18 protein-coding genes are annotated in these 17,842 nt (G+C 64.3%); 9 read left to right on the top strand and 9 right to left on the bottom strand.

Annotated elements, in window-relative coordinates:
* Positions 1-176 precede the first annotated feature (176 nt).
* Complete coding sequence (locus JQ507_12395) at positions 177-485, top strand: hypothetical protein (GenBank protein ID QRI72208.1); 309 nt, start codon at positions 177-179, stop codon at positions 483-485.
* Between the two features lie 139 nt (positions 486-624).
* Positions 625-1,791 carry a DUF2865 domain-containing protein gene (locus JQ507_12390; protein ID QRI72207.1) on the top strand — a complete coding sequence of 389 codons (1,167 nt, stop codon included), beginning with the start codon at positions 625-627 and terminating at the stop codon, positions 1,789-1,791.
* A gap of 3 nt (positions 1,792-1,794) precedes the next feature.
* On the opposite strand, the gene JQ507_12385 is transcribed toward JQ507_12390, so the two are convergent.
* The 4 genes from JQ507_12385 to JQ507_12370 form a co-directional block, all read right to left on the bottom strand.
* Positions 1,795-3,546, bottom strand: coding sequence for an NAD+ synthase (locus JQ507_12385; GenBank protein QRI72206.1), 1,752 nt, complete (start codon positions 3,544-3,546; stop codon positions 1,795-1,797).
* An 84-nt stretch (positions 3,547-3,630) separates the two neighbouring features.
* Positions 3,631-4,776: an FAD-dependent oxidoreductase gene (locus JQ507_12380; GenBank protein ID QRI72205.1), complete on the bottom strand. Its 1,146-nt coding sequence runs from the start codon at positions 4,774-4,776 to the stop codon at positions 3,631-3,633.
* 2 nt (positions 4,777-4,778) lie between these two features.
* Positions 4,779-5,132, bottom strand: coding sequence for a diacylglycerol kinase (locus JQ507_12375; GenBank protein ID QRI72204.1), 354 nt, complete (start codon positions 5,130-5,132; stop codon positions 4,779-4,781).
* Positions 5,133-5,174: 42 nt separating this feature from the next.
* Positions 5,175-6,563: a 3-deoxy-7-phosphoheptulonate synthase class II gene (locus JQ507_12370; protein ID QRI72203.1), complete on the bottom strand. Its 1,389-nt coding sequence runs from the start codon at positions 6,561-6,563 to the stop codon at positions 5,175-5,177.
* Between the two features lie 151 nt (positions 6,564-6,714).
* Here JQ507_12370 and JQ507_12365 point away from each other — a divergent pair, with 151 nt between their 5' ends.
* From JQ507_12365 to JQ507_12355, 3 genes are all read left to right on the top strand, one after another.
* Positions 6,715-7,641 (top strand): alpha/beta fold hydrolase, encoded by a 927-nt coding sequence (locus JQ507_12365; protein ID QRI72202.1) that lies wholly within the window; start codon positions 6,715-6,717, stop codon positions 7,639-7,641.
* Between the two features lie 1,084 nt (positions 7,642-8,725).
* The gene (locus JQ507_12360; GenBank protein ID QRI72201.1) at positions 8,726-9,436 is read left to right on the top strand and encodes a hypothetical protein; all 711 of its coding nucleotides are present in this window, start codon (positions 8,726-8,728) and stop codon (positions 9,434-9,436) included.
* A gap of 72 nt (positions 9,437-9,508) precedes the next feature.
* Entirely contained in the window at positions 9,509-10,063 is a 555-nt protein-coding gene (locus tag JQ507_12355; protein ID QRI72200.1) for a hypothetical protein, read from the top strand.
* A gap of 77 nt (positions 10,064-10,140) precedes the next feature.
* On the opposite strand, the gene JQ507_12350 is transcribed toward JQ507_12355, so the two are convergent.
* On the bottom strand, positions 10,141-10,494 hold the full coding sequence (locus JQ507_12350) for a cupin domain-containing protein (GenBank protein ID QRI72199.1): 354 nt from the start codon (positions 10,492-10,494) through the stop codon (positions 10,141-10,143).
* A gap of 201 nt (positions 10,495-10,695) precedes the next feature.
* Between JQ507_12350 and pstB the strand changes: the two genes are divergently transcribed.
* Positions 10,696-11,490 (top strand): phosphate ABC transporter ATP-binding protein, encoded by a 795-nt coding sequence (pstB, locus tag JQ507_12345; protein QRI73314.1) that lies wholly within the window; start codon positions 10,696-10,698, stop codon positions 11,488-11,490.
* A 70-nt stretch (positions 11,491-11,560) separates the two neighbouring features.
* Here pstB and JQ507_12340 read toward each other — a convergent pair whose 3' ends face one another.
* The 4 genes from JQ507_12340 to rpiA all read right to left on the bottom strand — a co-directional run bounded on the left by JQ507_12340 (position 11,561) and on the right by rpiA (position 14,823).
* Positions 11,561-11,752: a DUF2934 domain-containing protein gene (locus JQ507_12340; GenBank protein QRI72198.1), complete on the bottom strand. Its 192-nt coding sequence runs from the start codon at positions 11,750-11,752 to the stop codon at positions 11,561-11,563.
* Positions 11,753-12,116: 364 nt separating this feature from the next.
* A complete protein-coding gene (gor, locus tag JQ507_12335) occupies positions 12,117-13,502 on the bottom strand; it encodes a glutathione-disulfide reductase (GenBank protein QRI72197.1) in 1,386 nt (461 codons plus the stop codon).
* Positions 13,503-13,567: 65 nt separating this feature from the next.
* Positions 13,568-14,101, bottom strand: coding sequence for a DUF2059 domain-containing protein (locus JQ507_12330; GenBank protein QRI72196.1), 534 nt, complete (start codon positions 14,099-14,101; stop codon positions 13,568-13,570).
* A gap of 23 nt (positions 14,102-14,124) precedes the next feature.
* The gene (gene rpiA / locus JQ507_12325) at positions 14,125-14,823 is read right to left on the bottom strand and encodes a ribose-5-phosphate isomerase RpiA (GenBank protein ID QRI72195.1); all 699 of its coding nucleotides are present in this window, start codon (positions 14,821-14,823) and stop codon (positions 14,125-14,127) included.
* 208 nt (positions 14,824-15,031) lie between these two features.
* On the opposite strand from rpiA, the gene JQ507_12320 reads away from it, so the two are divergent.
* The 3 genes from JQ507_12320 to moaA all read left to right on the top strand — a co-directional run bounded on the left by JQ507_12320 (position 15,032) and on the right by moaA (position 17,615).
* Positions 15,032-15,712, top strand: a complete 681-nt coding sequence (locus JQ507_12320) for an HAD hydrolase-like protein (GenBank protein QRI72194.1) — start codon at positions 15,032-15,034, stop codon at positions 15,710-15,712.
* A 160-nt stretch (positions 15,713-15,872) separates the two neighbouring features.
* Entirely contained in the window at positions 15,873-16,337 is a 465-nt protein-coding gene (locus tag JQ507_12315) for a hypothetical protein (GenBank protein ID QRI72193.1), read from the top strand.
* Between the two features lie 243 nt (positions 16,338-16,580).
* Positions 16,581-17,615 (top strand): GTP 3',8-cyclase MoaA, encoded by a 1,035-nt coding sequence (moaA, locus tag JQ507_12310; protein QRI72192.1) that lies wholly within the window; start codon positions 16,581-16,583, stop codon positions 17,613-17,615.
* Positions 17,616-17,842 lie beyond the last annotated feature (227 nt).

The raw sequence follows: 17,842 nt of genomic DNA, 5'->3' as shown, positions 1-17,842 counted from the left end.
GCCGTTCATGGTTCCACCATCTCTCACGGCCCCCTTATCGCGTCAAGGGGCTGTTTTCGGGTGATTTGCGGCCCGCCCTCTACCGAAATCACGCCAACGCCTTCATGGTTAATCATTATTAAGGAATTGAGCGTACGGGAGGGCCAGCGGATTCCCCGCCATATCATCGGTGCACCATGCGGCCCATTTCAGCATTGATTGCCTGCACGTTTGTCCTTGTCGCCTCGGCCGCGCTGGCCGACAGCCGGGTTTTCATCATCGCTAACGAGGCCGACGGCTACGGCATCGACCAGTGCATCGCCCGCGGCGACCGTTGCGGCGCCTCCGCCGCCCGCGCCTACTGCCGCTCACGCGATTTTGCGCAGGCGAGCAATTACCGCCGCGTCGATCCCGACGAGATCACCGGCGCGGTTCCGCATGCCGCGAACGCCAAATGCACCGGCAATAGCTGCGGCGAATACGTCGCCATCACCTGCCAGCGCTGAGCCAAGCCGCTGGATAAACGGGGTTATTGCCACACCGGCGCCCCGGAAACGACGTGACGCTGCCCCGAGAAAAGGCTATTGCACGGCCTTGCCTGCGCTTGGCGTTGCTCGCCGCGCGGCGTCGTTCTAATGGCCGGATATGCCCAATAGCTCCCGTTCTCGCTTCTTCCGCTGGTTTTTGACTTGCGCCCTGCTGGCCGGCATCGCCCTGCCCGCGACGCATGCCTTGGCGCAGGTCCCCCCGGGTCCGCCCGGCCCGGCTCCGCAAGGCGCGCCGCAGGCCAACCCGATGTGCGCGCGGCTCGAGGGCCAGCTGGCGGCGATCGATCGCGGCGGCGGCAGCGGCGATCCGGCACGGGACGAGCAGATCCGCCGCTACCAGGATGCGGCAACCCGGCAGCAGGGCGAGCTCGATCGGGTGACGGCGCAGGCGCGGCGCATGGGCTGCGACAGCTCCGGGTTCTTGTCTCTGTTCAACAACAATTCGGCGCAGTGCGGTCCGGTCAACAACCAGATCCAGCAGATGCGCGCCAATCTCGACCAGATGACCGCCAATCTCGAGCGGCTGCGCACCGGCGGCCTCGGCGGCGCCGACCGCGAGAACCAGCGCCGCTCGGTCTTGACCGCGCTGGCGCAGAACAATTGCGGCCCGCAATACGCCGCGGCGGCTGCGCGCGGCCCCGGCAATTTCATCGAGAACCTGTTCGGCGGCGGCGGTGGCGGCAATCCCGGCAATCCGCTGCCCCCGCCCGACGCGCAATATGCCGGACAGTCCGGCACCTTCCGCACCGTCTGCGTCCGCACCTGCGACGGCGCCTATTTCCCGATCTCGTTCGCAACCACGCAGGCGCGCTTTGCCGCCGACGAGCAGGTCTGCAAGGCGCAGTGCCCGGCCGCGGAGGCCAGCCTGTTCGCCTACCGTAATCCCGGCGAAGACATCAACCAGGCGGTCTCGATCAGCGGCCAGTCCTACTCGTCGCTGCCGAACGCCTTCAAGTACCGCACCGAGTTCAATCCGTCCTGCTCGTGCAGGGCGGCCGGCCAGAGCTGGGCCGAGGCGTTGAAGGCGGTCGACGACCAGTCGGCGGCTGCGCAGCAGGGCGACATCATCGTCACCGAGGAGAGCGCGCGGAAGATGCAGCAGCGCGCCCAGACCAAGGCTGCCGCCGGCAAGAAGGGCGTGCCGGCAGCGACAGCTCAACAGCAGCCTGCCGCCGCTGACGCCACCACGGCGCCGGCCGCGCCCGCGAGCGACGGCCAGATCCGCACGGTCGGCCCGACCTTCATCCAGCAGAAGAAGCAGTAGGATTTACCCCTCGAACGCCTCCGCCGACGCACGCGAGGTGCGCGTCACCAGCTTCTCGTCGGGCTCCGGCAAGGCCTTGCCGAAATCGCGGAAGCGGTTGGTGATCGGATAGCGGCGGTCGCGGCCGAAGTTCTTCCGCGTCACCTTCACCCCGGGCGCGGCCTGCCGCCTCTTGTATTCGGCGATGTTGAGCAGGCGATCGACGCGGGTCACCACATCGCGGTCGAAGCCGGCTGCGATGATGGTCGCAAGCGGCTCCTCGCGCTCCACGAGACGTTCGAGGATCGCATCCAGCACGTCGTAGGGCGGCAGCGAATCCTGATCGGTCTGGTTCTCGCGCAACTCCGCGGTCGGCGGCCGGATGATGATGTTGACCGGGATCACCTCACCCGACGGGCCGAGCGCACCATCCGGCTTCCAGCCATTACGCAGGCTGGACAGGCGGAACACCTCGGTCTTGTAGATGTCCTTGATCGGGTTGAAGCCGCCATTCATGTCGCCGTACAGCGTGGCGTAGCCGACCGACATCTCCGACTTGTTGCCGGTGGTCACCACCATGGCGCCGGTCTTGTTGGAGATCGCCATCAACAGCGTGCCGCGGGCGCGCGCCTGCAGATTCTCCTCGGTGATGTCGCGCTCCATGCCGGCAAACACCGGCGCCAGGATCTTCTCGAAGCCGTTCACGGCGTCGGCGATCGGCAGGATCTCGTAGCGGATGCCGAGCGCGGCGGCGAGCTTGGCGGCATCGTCGAGCGAGACCTGCGCGGTGTAGCGGAACGGCAGCATCACGCCGCGCACCTTGTCGGCGCCGAGAGCATCGACCGCGATCGCCGCGCACAGCGCCGAATCGATGCCGCCAGAAACGCCGAGCAGCACGCCGGGAAATCCGTTCTTGCGGACATAATCGCGCAGGCCGAGCACGCAGGCAGCGTAATCGGCCTTGTCGCCCTCGAGTTGCGCCGTGCTCGGCCCGGAGCAGCGCCAGCCGTCCGCGGTCTTACGCCAGGTCAGCGTCGTGATGTTCTCCTCGAACGCCGGCAGCTGCGCCGCCACCGACAGATCGGCATTCAGCGCGAACGAGGCGCCATCGAAGATCAACTCGTCCTGGCCGCCGACTTCGTTCAAATAGATCAGCGGCAGCCCGCTCTCGGTGACCCGCGCCACGACGATCGACAGACGGAGATCGGCCTTGTCACGGGCATAGGGCGAGCCGTTCGGCACCACGAGAATCTCGGCGCCGGTCTCGGCCAGACATTCGACGACGTTCTCGTAGTCCTCGGACTCCTCGAGCCAGATATCCTCGCAGATCGGCACGCCGATGCGCACGCCGCGCACCGTCACCGGGCCCGGCGCGGGGCCGCGCGCGAACAGCCGCTTCTCGTCGAACACGCCGTAATTCGGCAGATTGGCCTTGAAGCGCAGCGCGGCGATGCGTCCGCCGTCGAGCAGCGCGCAGGCATTGTAGAGCTTGCCGTCCTCGACCCACGGCGTGCCGATCAGCATGGCCGGGCCGCCGTCTTTGGTCTCGCGCGCCAACTCCTCGACCGCCGCGCGGCAGGCCGACTGGAACGCCGGCTTGAGCACCAGGTCCTCCGGCGGATAGCCGGCGAGGAACAGCTCCGACAACACCACGAGGTCGGCGCCGTCGGCCTTGGCTTTCTCGCGCGCGGCACGCGCTTTCGCGGCGTTGCCGGTGACGTCACCGACCGTCGGATTGAGTTGCGCCAGGGTGATCTTGATCTGTTGTTCGCTCATAGCTTTATGTTGTCCCGCACAAGGGCAAACTTCAATGGTCGTCCGGTCATGGTGCGATTGCAGAAATCGCACTGGCATCCCTCGTCAGGGTGCAAGCTCCGCCCTCACCTCGCCGAGCAGCGCCAGAGCACCCAACCGGCCCAGTTCATCCGAACATTTCGCGCTCTTGCCGTAGCAGCAGAATGCGACGGTGACCCGCTCCGACAGCGGTCCGATCAGCGGCAAGCCGGTGTCGCCGAAGCTGGTCATGCAGGGCACGACGCGGCGCTCCTCGAACTCGAGGTCGCGAATGCGATCGAGGATCTGTGCTTGCAGGTGATCCGCGACGTCGACCGAACCGCCCGACCGGAACCAGTCCTTGATGTCGGCCTCGCTGCCGAGCGGACGATCGACCGGATCGCCGCCGAGCTTCAACCAGGTCTGGCCGTCCGGATACGGGATCGGCGGCAGGATATAGGGGTTATCGCCCTTCGGCCCGAGACAGCGCATCGACGGCATGCCGGCCAGGCGTTCGACTTCCGCCCGATCGAGCCGGAACAGCGCCGCGGTACGCGCATAGACCGTAACACCCAACGATCGGCCCAGCAGCGATTGGGTATGCCCGCCGGCGGCAACCAGCACACGCTCGGCCTCGAGGTTGCCCGATCGCGTCCGGATCGTCACACCGGAAGCGGTTTCCGAAATCCCGAGCGCAGCTTCGTCGATGATCCGCGCGCCCGCGTGCTCCGCCGCGATCGCCTGCGCCCGCACCAGGCGCCGCGGGCTGATATATCCGGCATTGCGCGGCTCGAAATAGCCCAGCATGCCGGAGGTTGATTGCAGAAACGGAAACCGCTCGGCGAGCGCCGCATCCCGATAGGCCTCACACCCGATCGCCTCGTCGGCGCAGACCTGGCCAACCGACGCGACATCGGTGGTTTCGCTGTTGCCGACGTGAAGCGCGCCGGCTTCCCGGTAGAAATCGACACCGCTTTCCGCAGCAATCTCGCCGTAGCGCGCAATCGCCGCGCGGTTCATCTGCCGCCAGAAGGCTTGCGGATCGTAGGTCCGCGTGATGCGGCCTTCATCATAGTGACTGCCGAACACGCCGTCATGGCGCGGAAAATCGGCCGGCTCACCGGGCCCGATCAGCGCAACCTCGTGGCCCATCTTGCTCAGATGTCGCGCAGCCGCCGACCCGATCAGACCTCGTCCGATCACCGCAAGCTTGATCGGCTTATTCACGGTCACGGTTAAAACGCACCCATGCGCTCGGCGAGGGCGAACAGCCAGAACAGGCCGGCCATGGCGAGCGCGACGCCGACGGCGGCGGAGCCCATATCCTTGACCCGCCCGATCTGCGGATCGTGATCCATGGTCAGGCGGTCGGCGAGCTTCTCGATCGCGGTGTTGAGCAGCTCGATGACCAGCACCAGCACCACGGTCGCGACCAGTTCGACCCGACGCATCACGGTGGCGCCGACCAGCCAGGCCAGCGGCACCGACAGCGCCAGCGCCACGACCTCCTCGCGGATCGCCTGCTCCGAGCGGATGGCGAATGCCAGCCCGTTGCGCGAGTTGATGGTGGCTCGCCAGAACCTCAGCAAGTCACTGCCCTCAAGTCAGCTACCCAAGTCACCTGCCCCAAGTCACAACCCCGCGGCGGCCGGCATCGGCTTGACCTTGCCGGCGCGCTCCTGCTTCAGGAGCTCGGCGATCAGGAAGGCCATGTCGATCGACTGTTCGGCGTTGAGACGGGGATCGCAGACCGTGTGATAGCGGTCGTTGAGATCCTCATCAGTGATGGCGCGCGCGCCGCCGATGCATTCGGTGACATCCTGCCCGGTCATCTCCAGATGCACGCCGCCGGCATGGGTGCCCTCGGCCGCATGGATCTGGAAGAACGATTTCACCTCCGACAGCACGCGGTCGAACGGCCGCGTCTTGTAGCCCGAGGTCGAGGTGATGGTGTTGCCGTGCATCGGATCGCACGACCAGACCACGACGCGGCCCTCGCGCTGCACGGCGCGGATCAGGCCGGGCAGATGATCGCCGACCTTGTCGGCGCCGAACCGGTTGATCAGCGTCAGGCGTCCCGGCTCGTTGTCGGGATTGAGCACGTCGATCAGCTTCAAGAGCTCGTCCGGCTTCAGCGACGGGCCGCATTTCAGGCCGATCGGGTTCTTGATGCCGCGGAAATATTCGACATGGCCGTGGTCGAGCTGCCGGGTGCGGTCGCCGATCCAGATCATGTGGCCTGATGTCGCGTACCAGTCGCCGGTGGTGGAATCGATCCGCGTCATCGCCTGCTCGTAGCCGAGCAGCAACGCCTCGTGGCTGGTGTAGAAATCGGTGGCGCGGAGCTCCGGATGGCTCTCGAGGTCGAGGCCGCAGGCGCGCATGAAGTTCAGCGCGTCCGAGATGCGGTCGGCGAGCTCCTTGTAGCGGCGGGACTGCGGCGAGTCCTTCAGGAAGCCGAGCATCCATTGATGAACGCTGCCGAGATTGGCGAAGCCACCGGTCGCAAACGCGCGCAGCAGGTTCAGCGTCGCCGCCGATTGCCGATAGGCCATCAGCTGGCGCTGCGGATCGGGAACACGCGCTTCCGGCGTGAAGGCGATGTCGTTGACGATGTCGCCGCGATAGCTCGGCAGCTCGACGTCGCCCTGCTTCTCGGTCGGCGACGAACGCGGTTTGGCGAACTGCCCGGCGATGCGGCCGACCTTCACCACCGGCAGCGCGCCGGCATAGGTCATGACCACGGCCATCTGCAGCAGCACACGGAAGAAGTCGCGGATGTTGTTGGCGCCGTGCTCGGCAAAGCTCTCGGCGCAGTCGCCGCCCTGCAGCAGGAAGGCCTCGCCGCCCGCGACCCGGCCCAGCGCCTTCTTCAGGCTGCGCGCCTCGCCCGCGAACACCAGCGGCGGAAAGGTCGCCAGCTGGGCCTCGACATCGGCCAATGCCTTGGCATCGGGATAATCGGGCACCTGCAGCACCTTCTTGGCGCGCCAGCTATCGGGTGTCCACCGCTCGGACATGAGGTCAACTCCTGAGCAAAAACCGCGACTTAATCGCGGGCATACGAAAGCCCGGCTTATACACAGGGCGCCGGTCTCCCGCTAGAAGGATTCCTGCAATTCCGTCAAGCCCTTGCAAGAAAATCCGAATTCGCATTTGGTAGAGCATAGCATGAATGCCGGGGAAATCGCCGTGGCCGCCGCCGCGCTGGACGACGTTTTTAGCGACGACATCGTCGTGCCGGCGGCGGACGGCTATCCGCTCGCCGCGACGCTGTTCCTGCCCCGGGCCAAGAAGCGCCACGCCGTCCTGATCAACTCGGCGACCGCGGTGCCGCGCAAGGTCTATCGCGGTTTTGCCGGCTACCTGGCCCGCCGCGGCGCGGCGGTCCTCACCTACGACTACCGCGGCACCGGCGATAGCAGGCCGATGGCCGCGACCGGCCTGAACAAGCCGAAGTCGCTGGCCGGCTTCAAGGCCACGATGGCGGACTGGGCCGCGCTCGACGCAACCGCCGCCGTGCGCTGGATGCGCGAGCGCTACCGCGACCTGCCGTTTGCCTATGTCGGCCACTCCTTCGGCGGCCAGGCACTCGGGCTGTTGCCCAACAACGCCGAGATCCCGCGCGCGCTGCTGATCGCTTCGCAGGCCGCGCATTGGAAGCTGGTGGCCTCGCCCGAGCGCTACCGCGTCGTCGCCTTCATGAACGGCATCGGCCTGCCATTGGCGCGCACACTCGGCTATGTGCCCGCCTGGGCCGGCCTCGGCATGGACCTGCCGCGCGGCGTGTTCGAGCAATGGCGCAGCTGGGTGATGCGCGAGCGCTATCTGCTCGACGACCCTGCGCTTGCCGCGCGCGAAAATTTTCCGAAGTTCAAGGGCAAGCTCCGCGCCCTCACCATCACCGACGACACCTGGGCGACGCGTCCCGCGGTCGAACTGCTGTGCTCCGCCTTCACGTCGATCACGCCCGAGATCATCGCGATCAGCCCCGCGGACGCCGGCGTGCCGAAGATCGGTCATTTCGGCTTCTTCCGCAGCGAACACCGCGACGCGCTGTGGCGCGGCGCCGCGGAGTGGCTCGAGGCGGAGGGGTAAGCGCCACACGCTCCGCTGTCGTTCCAGCGATGTGATCGATTTGAGTACGCCCGCAATTGTCGTCCCGGCGCAGGCCGGGACCCATACGCCGCAGCAGACATTGTTGAAGGGACTCGTCGTTCCGACATCGTGTGACAACAGCCATTCGTGGTTGTGGGTCCCGGCCTGCGCCGGGACGACAGTCGGTATGTGGCGCGATTGGTGAGCCACGCATCCGCGTTCTCGCGACATCTTTGCCCGAGCCTTGCTCTTCGTTCCGCCGCTCTGAATCAGAGGGCGCAGGGAAAGCCGGGTGCCGATCGCACCCATGGGTCCCGCGTAGTGAAAAACGCGGGAGGTAGGACCACAGGTGTAACCGGGAACAACCCGGCTTTCCCTGCGCGATGGGTTACGGCTTACTTCGTGCTCTCCCCGGCGAGACTTGGCTTGTTTGTCACCGCCTTCGCAACGCGCACCGCGCAATGCGACGAGACACCTGCCACTTGGGCGTCAGGACCACACGACTTCACCGTCCGCTTCCGTCACGCGTCGTCTCTCGTGACCTCGGCGTCCACCGCATCCCACCGCAACACTCCTGACGATGCGCAGCGCCCCTCGATCGGGTGAGACGCGCACATTGAACATCTGAGTTGGGTCAAACGCCAAGCGGAATATTTTCCGCGTCCGGACTGGACAGGGGTGATCGCTTTGTTTGGGTTAGGGAATTTGGTGCTTTGGTGCAAAAAGATGATAAGTCGCACTTCAGAATCTGCACAATTCTATTTTGTCGAACTGGCGTCGTCCTGATTTCCACGCATGTGGAAGAACGGCTGTACTGCTGAAGGTTGTCTGCAAAATTTCGAGTATGATCACGGGGCATGGGGCGGAGGACGCGAAGGAAATGGGAAAGAGGCGCGGCAAACTGAGGCCGACGACGCAACCGAAGAACACAAGCCCCCACACCGCGGACGAGAGCAGAATTCTTCCGGTTTCCAATCAAGTCTTGTCTTCGCAGTCTAGTGCCTCCTCGGATAGCGTTGCTACCGTTGATGCAATTGCGGAGGCCAACCTACGGCTAACTCGATGGTTGGTAATATGGACCGCCGTGCTCGCAATCGTCGCCATCATCACAACCGTCGTTGGGTACATACAGTGGAGGGCATTGCTTAAAACTGACAGCACGACCCGCGAAGCGTTCACGGCGGTCCAACGGCCTTTCATCATCGCGACAGGCCTAGCAGCATCCCAAGACCTTCCGGGCTACTGGACCTTTCAGACGATTTTGGAGAACACAGGTAGTACGCCCACCAAAAATATGACCGTGACATCTGCAGTATCATTCTCAGTGCCTGTATTGCCCGACAGCCCCGATGATCCTGGAGAACTAAGAAAGCAATCGAGGGAAGCCTATCCAACCGTGACCGATTACTTCATCGGCCCACACGGCAAAGTGGCCGTTGACGCGATTTCGCTGATTAACAAGACTCTTGAAGATATGGCTGACCAGCGTGCTGACTTCTTCGTGTATGGAATTGCGAGGTACAATGATCAATTCGCGGAGACCGCCGAACGTCTAACCAAGTTCTGTTTTGTGGTGCGTCCATATAAGGGCCAAACCGGTTTGACGCTTCAAAATCGCGGTCCCTGCCATCACTGGAATTGTGGTGACGGAGATTGCCAACGAGACAAGCAAGGGTATGAAGAGGAGCGTGCGGAGTTCCTGAGGAAAAATCCCGCCGCGAAATATGTTGCTCGAGATATCCCTATCGCAGCTATCATCCCCTTCTATCCGATACCGCTCGTTAAGGCGCACTAATGTGCTGCTCGACGTTTGTCCGTAAGCCAATAGCAACGCCGCTTATTTGGTAATTGGGAGACAATACCTTCGATGCGGTCAACGCAGCGATCTGCCAAAATAGCGCGCCGGGAACGCCTTGCACCTGCATTTCGCATTCCGCTTGCTGGCTCGGAACTGCAGGCGCTTGGAGAATTGTGCGCGATTCAAGGACAATGCGAACATCTGCTCGTCCATACGCTGCACTATGTTTTGGATTTGCCAATAGAAACAGCGCGTACAATGTTAGCGTCAAGTAGCATCCATACGAACGCAAGGGTATGGATCGAAGTGCTTCGCGCGAAATGCCGCGATCGGTCGATTTTAGAAACCGCCGAAGAAGCTTTCAGTTTAGTTGAGAGCACGACTAAGGGAAGAAACGACTTCGTTCACGCGATTTTTGCCACACCGATCGGAAATATGTGGATGCTTGACGTTGCTCCGAACGGCGCGAAGCATCGGCGATCGAAGGAAAACGAAGCCATCGCGGTGCGCACCCGAGACATCAGAAAGAAGCGACCGGTTTCTGACCTCGTTTCAGTACGCAATGACGCGGCAAAATTATCTCTGCTGCTCTCGAAAATTGCCTCCGAGTTCTTGCCTGATTAGGAAGCAATCGCAGCTGGGCTCATTCTTGTCCGCTTTCTCGGCCTTCCAGTATTCGGCTCCTGTGGGCGTTGCAGGCTTCACACCACCTTCCTCGCCGCCGCCGTCGCCGCATCACCCGTGTTCGCCGTCCCGGTCGGCTCGATCAGCAACAGATGCGCCTCCTCCCGCGCGACGGGGCGGTGCTCGACGCCTTTCGGCACGATGTACATCTGGCCTGGCTTCAGCGTCACGGTGCGGTCGCGCAGTTCGATGTCGAGCACGCCCTTCAAGACAAGAAAGAAGTCGTCGGTATCGTCGTGCTTGTGCCAGACGAACGCGCCCTGCACCTTCACCACCATGACGTCGCAGGCGTTGAACTGCGCCACGGTGCGCGGCGACCAGTGATCGGAGAACGTGGACAGCTTTTCGGCGAGATCGATCGGGTCGTGCACTGGTGCCTCCAGGCTCGGAATGACAATGGCGGGAGTGGATCGAGGCCGGCGCCGCGCCTTGATCAGCATCAACGCGCGCTGGACCGCCCCGGCTATCGATATAGCCGATGTCAATGCTGAGGGGGACGGCTGATGCTGTACACGACGAACTTTGTACCGATCGGCTCCGAGTCCGACCGCGAAGCAGCCGCGCGGCAGGCGATGGCCGCGATCGTCAACAGCAAGCCCACCGTGACCGCGACCACCGAGAAGATCAGGATCAAGAACCTGAATTTCTTCTACGAGGACGGCAGCCAGGCGCTCCGCAATGTCTCGGCACCGATCTATGACAAGCGCGTGACAGCCTTCATGGGTCCGTCCGGCTGCGGAAAGTCGACGCTGCTGCGCGTGCTGAACCGGATGCACGACCTCTACCCCGGTCAGCGTGCCGAAGGCGAAATCCTGTTCGACGGCGAGGACATCCTCAGCAAGATCGATGTGTATCAGTTGCGCGCGCGGATCGGCATGGTGTTCCAGAAGCCGACGCCGTTTCCGACCACCATCTACGACAACATCGCGTTCGGCATCAGACTGCAGCGCAAGGTCAGCGACGCCGAGATGGACGTTCTCGTCGAACAGGCGTTGCGCCGCGCCGCGCTGTGGGACGAGGTGAAGGACAATCTGACGCGTTACGGGTTCGACTTGTCGGGTGGCCAGCAGCAGCGGCTGAGCATTGCGCGCGTCATCGCAACCGGCCCGGACGTGCTCCTGCTCGACGAGCCCTGCTCGGCGATCGATCCGATCTCCTCGGCCAAGATCGAGCAGACGATCGACGAACTGAAGCGGGATCACGCCATCATCATCGTGACGCACAATTTGCAGCAGGCGGCTCGGGTGTCCGACTTCGCCGGCTTCATGTATCTCGGGGAACTCGTCGAGTTCGGCACCGTGGGCGACATCTTCGTCAGCCCCAAATACAAGCAGACCGAGCGCTTCATCACCGGAAGATTCGGTTGACGGCGCATCAACCGAAAATCGCGAACCCCGGCATCATCCGGGACTCGCCTGGTGTGTCTCGTGCCAATGCCTATTGATATCTCGTCGGCTGATGGCCGTTCAATTCGCCGTGCGCTTCACCGTTGCCGTTGGCGGCCTTGCGCGCCAGCAGTTCCCGTTCGGCCTTGTACCAGAGCTGATCCATCTGGCCTGGCGGCTCGCCGGCGTCCTTCCACAGCTCATAGGCGCGGGTCCGAATTTCCTGCTCGGTGGGACCTGTCATGGGCGGCTCCCTCAATTTGAGACATCAAACTGTTTGAGAGTGGAACTGCCAGCATAGCGCAAGGTTCCAAGGCGTGCGAGATGGCGCGCGGCCAATTGCGTACCCATGCTGTGCACAATCGCCGCGGCGGCAAGCCTACCCCTTCAGAGGTATGAAACCGATGCGCGCTTGCCGCAGACCTATCCTCATCAGGATTTTGCCACGACCCTCCTGGGGCTAGAGACAGCGCCGCTCGCAGGTATTTTAAGCGGGCGGCGTTGCGCTGTCAGGCAGGGCGCGTTCCCAGTTCCCAGCCATCAATGCGGGATGTGACGCGTTTTCTTCACGCAAACCCGCATCGGGAGAGTGCCTCGGCCGAGCGGCCCTACTCCGCCGCCTGGCGGACGTGGCGCGCGGTCGGGGTGCGCATCGTCACCAGCTCTTCGGACGCGGTCGGATGCAGCGCGATGGTGGCGTCGAAATCAGCCTTGGTCGCCTTCATCTTCACCGCGATCGCGACCGCCTGGGTGATCTCGGCGGCGGCATCGCCGACGATGTGGCAGCCGAGCACGCGGTCGCTCGCGCCGTCGACCACGAGCTTCATCAGCACGCGGGTATCGCGGCCGGACATCGTCGCCTTGATCGGGCGGAAATCGGTCTTGTAGATGTCGACGTGGGAAAACTGCGCCCGCGCCTCTTGCTCCGTCAGGCCGACGGTGCCGACCTCGGGCTGCGAGAACACCGCGGTCGGGATCGTCGCGTGATCGACCTGAACCGGGCGCTTGCCGAATACGGTGTCGGCAAAGGCATGGCCCTCGCGGATCGCGACCGGGGTCAGGTTGGCGCGGTGGGTGACGTCGCCGACCGCATAGATGTTGTCGACCGAGGTCTTCGACCAGCCGTCGACCTGGATGCCGCCATTGGCGGGATTGATGGCGACGCCGGCAGCTTCGAGCCCGAGACCTGCGATATTGGGATGGCGGCCGATCGCGAACATCACCTGGTCGGAGGCGATGCTTGAACCGCTCGACAGATGCGTCGTGAAATCACGGCCGTGCTTGTCGACCTTGGTCACCGTGCAGCCGGTGATGATGGTGATGCCGCGCTTCTCCATCTCGGCGCGGACATGCTTGCGCACGTCCTCGTCGAAGCCGCGCAGGATGTTGTCGCCGCGGTAGACCACCGTGACGTCGGAGCCGAAGCCGGCGAAGATGCCGGCGAATTCCAGCGCGATGTAACCGCCGCCCTGGATCACGATCCGCTTCGGCAGCTCCTTGAGATGAAACGCCTCGTTGGAGGAGATCACATGCTCGATGCCGGGCACCGCCGGGCCATGGTTGGGCGCACCGCCGGTGGCGATCAGGATGTACTTTGCTGTCACCTTCTCGCCGGTGGCGAGGCGGATGGTGTGGGCATCCTCCAGCACCGCGCGGGTCTTTACGATCCGCGCGCCGGACTTCTCGACATTGGTGGTGTAGGCGGCCTCGAGCCGGGCGATCTCCTTGTCCTTGTTGGCGACCAGGGTTGCCCAGTCGAACGAGATCTGGCCGATGTTCCAGCCGAAGCCGGCGGCGTCCTCAATCTCCTGGTGGACATGGCTGCCGATCACGAACAGCTTCTTCGGCACGCAGCCGCGGATCACGCAGGTGCCGCCCATCCGGTACTCTTCGGCGACCATGACCTTCGCGCCGTAATTGGCGGCGATGCGGGCAGCACGAACGCCGCCCGAACCACCACCGATGACAAACAGGTCGACGTCGAACTCGGCCATGGCAACCTCTTTCTTCGCCCTCGCCCCGCAAGCGGGGCGAGGTGACAAGCGCGCTTAGATATCCTTTAGATATCCTTGCCGCGCTTCTTCATCTCGGCCTTGAACTGGCCGGCGACGATCACGCCGAACTGCTGGGCCCATTGCTGCATATATTGCAGCGAGCCGTTGATTGCAGTGGGCTCCGCGGTCAAAAGCTTCTGGCCGAGCGGGGTCTTGTAGAACGTCACGAGATCCTTCAGCTCCTGCTCGGTGAACTCGGCGGCGTAGATCTGCGCCATGCCCTCGCCGATCTCCTTCTCACCGCCGGCGAACTGCTTGGCGACGATCACCGCGACCTCGTCGAGATCCTTCTGGTAGTTCAGGTACTGCTGCAACAGACCGGTCTTGGTCTTCTCGATGATCCCCGGAACGGCGCCGGAGTACATCACCGCCACGTTCTTCATGGTCAGGATTTCCTTGGCAGCCGCGATCGCCGCGGGCGTCGACTGCTTGACCTTGGGCATCGGAGGCAGCTGCTGCTGCGCCATGGCCGGTGCGGCCGCCAGCGCCAGTCCAGCAGCCAGGGCCGCCGCCGACAAAAGTCCCGAAAAACGCTTCATTCCAAGTCTCCTTGCTTGCGGCGCTATCGCCGTTCAACAACCCGAATTCCCTGCGCGCCGGCCAGAACGGCGACGCTGCCAAGCCCGATGAACAGGCCGTGTTCGACCACGCCCGGAATGACGCTGAGCAGACCCGCAAGACGCGGCGGGTCGCCGATCCGGCCGAGATGGGCATCGACGATCCAGTGGCCGCCATCGGTGACAAAAACGTGACCGTCCTTGCCCTTGCGGATGACCATTTGGCCGGACACGCCGGCCTCACCGAACGCTCGCGCCAGCGCGGCCTGGGTGGCGGCGAGCCCGAACGGGATCACCTCGATCGGCAGCGGAAAGCGGCCGAGCACGTCGACCCATTTGCTGTCGTCGGCGATCACGATCATGCGATCACTGGCGGCGGCCACGATCTTCTCGCGCAGCAGCGCGCCGCCGCCGCCCTTGATCAGATTGAGCGCGGGGTCGATCTCGTCGGCGCCGTCGATGGTGAGGTCGAGATGGTCGATCTCGTCGAGCGTGGTCAGCGGCACGCCGCAGCGGATCGCGTCCGCCCGGGTCGCCTCCGAGGTCGGCACGCCGATCACCTTCATGCCGGCGCGGACCTTCTCGCCGAGCAGCTCGACGAAATGCTTGGCGGTCGACCCGGTGCCGAGCCCGAGTTTCATGCCGTCGCGCACCTCTTCGAGCGCGCGCGCCGCCGCCTGGCGTTTCAGTGCGTCCATGTCCACGTGCCGATAGCCCCCGGTTGTCGATTCCGGGCACGCCATCGGCCGCCCAGCGGGCGCATATCTAGCCTCGATTCACCGGCAGGAACAGCGCCATCCGGACCGGTCTTCTGGACGAAACGGCATCGATCACGGCCAAAATCGCCGAAAACCGCTCTCCGGCCGCATCTGCTCTTGCATCGCGGTGCGCAGCCCGATAGCGAAATGCGTGATGTCCGCCGCCTCTCCCCCCATCATCGTGTTCGATCTCGACGGCACGCTGGTCGACACCGCGCCCGACCTGATCAGCGCACTGAACCACGTGCTCGACCGCGAAGGTCTGCGGCCGGTGCCGCTGTCAGCCGCCCGCAACATGATCGGCGCCGGCGCGCGCAAGCTGCTCGAGCGCGGGCTCGAAGTGGAAGGCCGCGTGGTCAGCATCGGTGAGCTCGATCGCCTGACCAGGGATTTCATCGACTTCTACGCCGAGCACATCGCCGACGGCTCGCGTCCGTTCGACGGGCTCGAGGCCGCGCTCGACCGGCTCGCATCGAAGGGCCATCGCTTGGCGGTCTGCACCAACAAGCTGGAGTGGCTGTCGAAGCTGTTGCTCGACAGGCTCGACCTGACGCCGCGCTTTGCCGCCATCTGCGGCCAGGACACGTTCGGGATCGCCAAGCCGGATCCGGCGTTCCTGCGCGAGACGGTGGCCCGTGCCGGCGGCCGGCTGCCCGGCGCGATCATGGTCGGCGATGCCGGCCCCGACGTCGGGGTCGCCCGGCGCGCCAACGTCCCGGTGATCGGGGTCGATTTCGGCTATACCGACGTCCCGATGACCGAGCTGAAGCCGGACCGGCTGATCAGCCATATGCGCGATCTGCCGGACGCCATCGCCAGCCTCATCGCGACATAAGTTTTTCGCAACACACTGATATCGCTTGGCAATGTTTTGCCATGCGATTTTTTCATTAACCATCCTTTAACGAACAGGCCTCGCCCTGTTGCGCCTCTGTTCCGACGCTCCTATGGTCGGGCCGGGGATTGTGGCTGATTGCCGCAGTAGAGTGTGGATCATGCGTCGTATCATCGTAATTGCGGCCGCCGGGCTGAGCCTGGCCGGCTGCTCCTCCTTCTCATTGGATTCGTTCAAGTCCGCGCCACCGCCAATGCAGGTGCAGCTGGATTCGAATCCGCAAGGCGCCGACGCCGTGACGTCGATCGGACCGGGCTGCAAAACGCCCTGCTCCGTGTCGATCCCGACGCCGGAGAGCAACTTCACCGTCACCTTCAACATGCCGAAGTTCCAACCGGCGACGGTGCCGGTTACGGTGACCCGCTCGCCGGGCGACTTCGCGAGCCCGGCCACCACCGCGCTCGATCCCAGCCCGGTGTTCGCCGAGCTGCAGCCCGCCGGCCCGCCGCCGCGCGCGCACAAGGGGATGCGGCCGAAAAAGAAGAAGCCGAAGCCGGCTGCCGCTGCGGCCCCCGCCGCTGCGCCTGACGCGGCGCCGCCGGCTGCGGCGGCTCCGACGCGCTAGCACGCAGCATTGCGCACTGCACAAAGAACCCGGCCCAAGGCCGGGTTTTGGTTTTCGTCGAGACACATCGGCGATTGCGATCATGCATCGCGCGATCTACCTCGCCTATCACTTTGCAATTCGCATTGCAGGTTGCGGATCATCCCTTGGAACGCATTGTGACGCTGTGCCAACATGCATAGATTGTGCGTGCGGGCCGGCCACGGCTTGGCCCGCAGCGACAGATTGCAAGGCTCGAGCTGAATGAACGGATCCACGCAGGCGCATCCCGACACGCTGTTCCGTCCGATGACCGACCCGTTCGGCCGGACCATCCGTTACCTGCGTGTCTCCGTCACCGACCGCTGCGACCTGCGCTGCTTCTATTGCATGTCGGAAGACATGACCTTCCTGCCGAAGGCCGATCTCTTGACGCTGGAGGAGCTCGACCGGCTCTGCTCCGCCTTCGTCGCCAAGGGCGTGCGCAAGATCCGCCTCACCGGCGGCGAGCCGCTGGTCCGCCGCAATGTGATGGGCCTGGTGCGTTCGCTGTCACGCCATCTGACGACGGGCGCGCTCGACGAACTGACGCTGACCACCAACGGCTCGCAGCTCGCGCGCTTCGCGCAGGAGCTGGCCGATTGCGGCGTGCGCCGCGTCAACGTCTCCCTCGACACGCTCGATCCCGTAAAATTCCGGAGCATCACCCGCTGGGGCGACATCGACAAGGTGCTGTCGGGCATCGAGGCGGCGCGATCGGCCGGGCTCGCGGTCAAGATCAACGCGGTCGCGCTGAAGAACTTGAACGAGGACGAGATTCCCGCGCTGATGGAATGGGCGCATGGCAAGGCAATGGGCTTGACGCTGATCGAGGTGATGCCGATGGGCGACATCGGCGAAGGCCGCATCGATCAATATGTGCCGCTGTCGCTGCTGCGCGCGCGGCTCGAGAAGCACTACACGCTGACCGACCTCGCCGACGACACCGGCGGCCCTGCCCGCTATGTCCGGGTCACCGAGACCGGCGGCAAGCTCGGCTTCATCACGCCGATGACCCACAATTTCTGCGAATCCTGCAACCGGGTGCGGATCACTTGCACCGGCACGCTGCACACCTGCCTCGGCCATGAGGACGCCTCCGACCTGCGCCGGCCGCTGCGCAGCTCGCCGGACGATGATCTGCTGTCGGCGGCGATCGACCGGGCCATCGGACTGAAGCCGAAGGGGCACGATTTCATCATCGACCGCCGCCACAACCGCCCGAGCGTCAGCCGCCACATGAGCGTGACAGGCGGCTAGTTCAAAACCCTGCGCCGACGCCTGCGTCGTCCTCCGATTTCCAAGGCGGGACAACGGTTTGCCGTGCCGTCAATTTGCCCATTTTCCGATTGACGGCGCTACACGGCGCTGATTTGGTGCCCCGGCTTTCACGCTTGCCCGGCCGGATAGGCCGCTGCCTCCCGTCGGCTCCAGCCGACGATCCGGCAGCCAAGAGCACCTAAAGACGGCGGAAGCGGATTTCGGGG

It is taken from the genome of Bradyrhizobium sp. PSBB068 (assembly GCA_016839165.1).
Lineage (GTDB): Bacteria > Pseudomonadota > Alphaproteobacteria > Rhizobiales > Xanthobacteraceae > Bradyrhizobium.
This window is presented reverse-complemented; position numbering and strand designations above follow the sequence as displayed.